Here is a 4279-nt window from a genome sequence, read left to right on the forward strand (position 1 = left end):
ACGTGCCGAGTTGATCGAGCAGGTGAGAGTGGTCGCGCTGGAGTGTTCCCGATTGGCCCGCAACAACGCCGACTGGTATCGGCTGCTGGATTTGGCCGGGATGACCGACACCCTGATCGCCGACGCCGACGGCGTCTACCATCCGGGATTGTTCAACAACCGCCTGCTGCTCGGCATGAAAGGCACCATGTCGGAGGCCTTATGGCGAATTCGCCATAACGCATCTTATGCGGACCCCGCCGTTATGTCGATCATGCGACGGAAGGTGCCCGCGGCGTTGGTATTTGGTGCGATGATGTCGGCATAATCGTGGACGCTTGATCAGCGTCTCCTCTCCATCCATCTATTCCGTTTTGGAGAGGAGAAGGTTATGACGACAGTTCCGTGTTGGGCTCGGGTGCGTGGTCCGCTGGCACCGTGTGCCGAGGGTTTCCGGGTTGAGTTGGAGCGGCTGGGCTACACGCCGCTGACGGCGGCGACGCATGTGCGGTTGCTGGCGCATCTGAGTCGCTGGCTGGCGCGTGAAGGTGTGGATGGGTCGGGGTTGACCCCGGCGGTGGTGGACGCCTACTTCGCCGAACGCCGCGCGGCGGGCTATGTCGGGCACGTCACCGGCCGGGCGCTGCAGCCGCTGTTGGGCTACTTGCAACGGTTGGGGGTGGTTTCGGTTCCCGCACCGGAGGTCCCGGCGAGCCCGGAGGGACGGCTGCTCGCCTCGTATCGGGACTATCTGATCACCGAGCGGGGACTGGCCGCGGCGACGGTTGAGTTGAATGTGCGGATGGTGCGCCCGTTCCTGGTGGACCGACTCAGGGTGCGGAATGGACGTCTGGATCTGGAACAGCTGACCGCGGGCGAGGTGACCGCGTTCGTGGTCGCGCAGAGCCGGCAGCGACCCAAGTCGGTGCAACGGATGCTGACCGGGCTGCGGTCGCTGCTGGGCTTTTTGCACGTGGTGGGCATCATCGACGGGTCACTGGCCTCGGCGGTGCCCGCGGTGCCCGGATGGACCCAAAGTGGTCTTCCTAAAGCGTTGGACGGTCAACAGGTGGCCGCGCTGCTGGCCTGCTGCGATGAGCGGACCCCGACCGGTCGCCGGGACTTGGCGATCCTCACCGTGCTGGTGCGGTTGGGGCTGCGCGCCGGTGAGGTGGCCGCATTGATGTTGGACGACATCGACTGGCGGCGTGGTGAGATCACGGTGCGGGGCAAAGGGAACCGGCATGATCGGCTGCCGCTGCCGGCCGATGTCGGGGAACGGATCGTCGCCTACCTGCGAGACGGGCGCCCCGGGGCTGCGCAGGACCGGGCGGTGTTCGTCCGCGCGCAGGCCCCCTACCGGGGGTTGACCTCCAACGCCGTGACCACGGTGGTGCTCTGCGCGGGCAGACGGGCCGGGTTGGGCATGATCGGCGCGCATCGGCTGCGTCACTCCGCGGCCACCGCCATGCTGCGTTCCGGCGCGTCGTTGACCGAGATCGGTCAAACACTGCGACACGTCCGCCCGCTCACCACCGCTCTTTACGCGAAGGTCGACCTCGACGGTTTGCGCGGGCTGGCCCGCCCCTGGCCGGGTGAGCCATCATGAGCACGCCACGGCCATCACTGCGCGATTCGCTGGCCGACTACCTGAATCTGCGGCGGGCGTTGGGATTTCAACTCGCCAACGCCGGCAGGCTGCTGGAGCAGTTCGTCGGCTATCTCGAACGGCACGGCATTGACACCGTGACCACCGAGCACGCGGTGCGGTGGGCGACGCTGCCGGCCGATGCATCCCGACACTGGTTGGCGATCCGCCTCAGCGTGGTGCGCGGCTTTACCGTCTACCTGCACAGCATCGACTCCTCGGCCGAGGTCGTGCCGGCCGGTCTGATCCGCCCCGGGGCGTGTCGAGCCACGCCATACCTGTACTCCGAGTCCGAGATCCGATCGCTCATCCAGGCGGCGGGCGCGCTGCGGCCCAGGCTGCGGGCAGCCACCTACCAGAGCTTGATCAGCCTGCTGGCGATCAGCGGGATCCGGATCGGCGAGGCGATCGCACTTGATGACGACGACTTCGATGTCGAGCACGAGGTGCTGGTGTTGCATCACACCAAGTTCAACAAGCAGCGCCTGGTGCCGCTGCACCCGAGCGCGACGCTGGCTTTGTCGCGCTATGTGGACCTGCGGCAACGACTGCTGCCGCGACCGGCCAGCCCGGCGCTGTTTGTTTCCACCGCGGGGACCCGGCTGCTGCACAGCAACATCAGCCTGACCTTCGCTGGCCTGGTCGAGCGGGTCGGGCTCACCCGACGATCGGCGGTGTGCCGGCCCAGAATTCATGATCTAAGGCATGGCTTCGCGGTGGCGACCGTGCTGGGCTGGTACCGCGACGGCGCCGACATCGCGGCGTTGATGCCGCGACTGTCGACCTATCTGGGTCACACCGACCCGCAACACACCTTCTGGTACCTGTCGGCCGCGCCGGAGCTGATGGCGTTGGCCGGGCAACGCCTGGAAGCGTAACTGGCAGGAGGGCGGTCATGAGCACGCTGGCCCCCACCCTGCAGGCGTTCTTCACCGACCGGCTGGCCCGGCAGCGACAAGCCAGCCCCCACACCATCGCCGCCTACCGGGACACGGTCAAGCTGCTGCTGGTCTTCGCCGAACAACGGACCGGCAAGTCTCCCTCCGCTATGGACATCACCGATCTGGATGCACCACTGATCGGCGCGTTCCTCAACCATCTGGAAACCGGCCGCGGCAACAGCGTCCGGACCCGCAACGCCCGGCTGGCGGCCATTCACTCGCTGTTCCGCTACTGCGCGTTGCACCACCCGCAGGATGCCGCGGTCATTCAGCGGGTGCTGGCGATCCCACCCAAACGCTTCGACCGGGCCGTGATCACCTACCTCACCGAGGAAGAGATCACCGCGCTGTTGGCGGCGCCCGACCGCAGCACCTGGACCGGGCGACGCGACCACGCCCTGCTGCTGCTGGGCTGCCAGACAGGGCTACGCGCCACCGAACTCACCGGCTTGACCGTGGGCGACGTGCACCTGGGCAGCGGGCGGCACGTCAGCTGCCTCGGTAAAGGCCGGAAGCGGCGGATCACCCCACTGACCGCCGCCACCGGCACGGTCCTGCACGCCTGGCTCGCCGAACGCGCCGGCCTGCCCAACGATCCGCTGTTCGTCACCCGGCGCGGCACCCCGCTGAGCCGGGATGCTCTGCAACGACGTGTCGCCCGATACGCGGCCATCGCCGCAGCGTCGTGTCCGACCCTGCGGGAGAAGAAAGTTTCGCCCCACGTCTTGCGTCACTCCGCGGCCATGAGGTTGCTCAGCGCCGGTATCGACGTCTCCGTGATCGCGCTATGGATGGGCCACGAGAACATCGCAACCTGCCAGATTTACATCCACGCCGACCTGGCGCTCAAGGAACGGGCACTGGCCCGCACCGCGCCACAAGACGCCCCACCCGGCCGCTACCAACCCCCGGACGCCGTCCTGGCCTTCCTCGACGGACTGTGATTATGCCGAACACCCAACGCCGACAACGCTCGCCACCACGAGCCCACCCGAACCGGTCGGCATAACGGCGGGGTCCGCATAAGAGGCCGAGTTGCATCTGATCCGGTCCCGGCTGACCGCGGGGCTCAACCACAAGGCGGCCAAAGGTGAACTGCGCCAGGGCCTTCCGGTCGGGCTGGATTACGACGAGGACGACAGGGTGGTGCTGTGCGCCAACGAGGCGGTGCGCGAGGCGATCACCACGGTGTTCCGCCGTTTCGACGAACTGGGCTCCGCTCGGCAGGTGTTGATCCGGTTGCGTGAAGACGGTGTGCTGCTCCCGCGTCGGCGCAACGGTTCCAAGCGGATCATCTGGGCCCAAGCCACCTACCCCGCGGTGCACGACTTCCTGACCAACCCGGCCTATGCCGGGGCGTTCCGTGTTCGGTCGCACGCGCACCGAGAAGCGGGTCGACTCCGAGAGCGGGATCGTGCATGCTCGGGATCGGCTGGTACCCCGTGAGCAGTGGGAGGTCCTGATTCCGGATCATCATCGGGGGTTCATCGCCTGGGAGACCTTCGAGGTCAATACCGCCCGGCTGCGCGGTAATTGGCGCCGTCCCCGTGAGCTGGCCGGCGGCGCGGTGCGAGAGGGCCGGGCGCTGCTGCAGGGCCTGCTGCGCTGCGGTCGGTGCGGGCGGATCATGCAGACCAGCTATTCGGGGACCAAGGGCAACTGCCCACGATATGTGTGTGCCCGCGCCAAACAGCTCTACGCCGGTGAGCAC

At 67.3% G+C, this 4279-nt stretch carries 6 protein-coding genes; all 6 read left to right on the forward strand.

All coding sequences use genetic code 11. The features are described 5' to 3' along the window. On the forward strand, positions 1-307 hold a 307-nt coding region (locus VFW69_RS13640), incomplete at its 5' end, for a recombinase family protein (protein WP_526502052.1). A 63-nt stretch (positions 308-370) separates the two neighbouring features. Beyond that, entirely contained in the window at positions 371-1588 is a 1218-nt protein-coding gene (locus tag VFW69_RS13645; protein ID WP_526502053.1) for a tyrosine-type recombinase/integrase, read from the forward strand. Continuing rightward, the gene (locus VFW69_RS13650; RefSeq protein ID WP_526502054.1) at positions 1585-2505 is read left to right on the forward strand and encodes a tyrosine-type recombinase/integrase; all 921 of its coding nucleotides are present in this window, start codon (positions 1585-1587) and stop codon (positions 2503-2505) included. The genes VFW69_RS13645 and VFW69_RS13650 overlap by 4 nt, the downstream gene beginning before the upstream one ends. 17 nt (positions 2506-2522) lie before the next feature. Continuing rightward, positions 2523-3512 carry a tyrosine-type recombinase/integrase gene (locus VFW69_RS13655; RefSeq protein ID WP_526502055.1) on the forward strand — a complete coding sequence of 330 codons (990 nt, stop codon included), beginning with the start codon at positions 2523-2525 and terminating at the stop codon, positions 3510-3512. A 91-nt stretch (positions 3513-3603) separates the two neighbouring features. After that, on the forward strand, positions 3604-4014 hold the full coding sequence (locus tag VFW69_RS13660) for a recombinase family protein (RefSeq protein WP_526502056.1): 411 nt from the start codon (positions 3604-3606) through the stop codon (positions 4012-4014). Continuing rightward, positions 3983-4279 (forward strand): recombinase zinc beta ribbon domain-containing protein (locus VFW69_RS13665; RefSeq protein WP_526502057.1); only part of this gene is annotated, 297 nt, incomplete at its 3' end. The genes VFW69_RS13660 and VFW69_RS13665, both read left to right, overlap by 32 nt.

Origin of the sequence: Mycobacterium sp. (assembly GCF_036273375.1) — a bacterium.
Lineage (GTDB): Bacteria > Actinomycetota > Actinomycetes > Mycobacteriales > Mycobacteriaceae > Mycobacterium.